A 1,221-nucleotide genomic window follows, 5' to 3' on the forward strand; every position below is an offset into this window, starting at 1 on the left:
TAAAGCCAATTCCGGTAGAGCCACCAGTGATTACTGCAGTCTTATTTGCTAAGCGTGTCATAGTAATACCTCAAATCAAATATCAAAACATTGACCATTCGGTATAAGTTAGGCCAAAAAAAATTAGTTACCCTTGAGAAAGCACAATGCCGCTTGCACCGTTCCCTCTAGTGTGGTGTCATCATTCATCACCCGACCCAGCAAGGCCATACCCTGCGTTGTACACAACAGTAAACGAGCCAGATCCCGGGGATTTACGGTAGAATTGACTTCTCCCGCAACTTGGGCACGGGTAATGGTAGCACAGAACACGTCTTCTACCTGCCGCAGATACCCCCGCATGACTTTGGCCACTGCTTCATCCTCTGTATTGAAATCAGCAATATTGGTGCCGAGCATACAGCCACAGCTACCTGGTTGACTGTGCATCTCCTGCAATTCCAGAAGCAATTGGGTCAGGTTTCCCAAAGGCGAGCCATCCGCAGATAAGCGATCGCGCATGTCCCGAATCGTTGTCTGAGCATAGTGCTCTAACGCTTTGAGGAATAGCGATTGCTTGTTACCAAAGGTGTCATACAAGCTTTTTTTGCCAATCCCCATAGTTTTCAGCAACTCCGATAGGCTGGCAGCTTCATAGCCATGGGCCCAAAACACTTCCATAGCCTTGGTTAAGGCGACTTCAGGATCGAATTGCTTTTGGGGACCGCGAGTCATTGGAAACCTGTTTTATTGATGACCACGAATTAAAACTAACACAACCTAAACCGATTGGTCAAGGATTATTATCAAATTTAGGCAGGGAGCAGGGAATCGGGAATCGGGAATCAGGGATCGGGAGTCGGGAATCGGGAATCGGGAATCGGGAATCGGGAATCGGGAATCGGGAATCGGGCAGAAGTAGTTTTGGATTCTTGTTTATGCAAGCCTTTTGCCTGACAAGTGCCCAGAAGTAGATGTTTATCGTAATTCCTGCTCTGTGTCTTGATGCAGTCGCTTAACAACAACGGTAGACAGATATCAGTGATTTTGAGTAACGTTTATTACTGAATTCAACACTTGTGCTCTAAGCTCTTTGGAATGCTAAATAATACTAAATAGTTAAACAATCTTCAGAGGCTAGCATTCCCAAAGGGGGGATAAAGAGATCAGAATGGAGTTGAACGTCATAAGGGAGGCCATGGTCTTCATTATCTGGCAAGATTGCAGTACGATTTACCAGAC

At 45.9% G+C, this 1,221-nt stretch carries 1 protein-coding gene; it reads right to left on the reverse strand.

Annotated features, from left to right (window positions below; genetic code table 11):
• Positions 1–123: 123 nt before the first annotated feature.
• Positions 124–714, reverse strand: coding sequence for a TetR/AcrR family transcriptional regulator (locus tag F6K53_RS43695; protein WP_293087037.1), 591 nt, complete (start codon positions 712–714; stop codon positions 124–126).
• Positions 715–1,221 lie beyond the last annotated feature (507 nt).

This window comes from Moorena sp. SIO4A1, assembly GCF_010672065.1.
Classification (GTDB): domain Bacteria; phylum Cyanobacteriota; class Cyanobacteriia; order Cyanobacteriales; family Coleofasciculaceae; genus Moorena.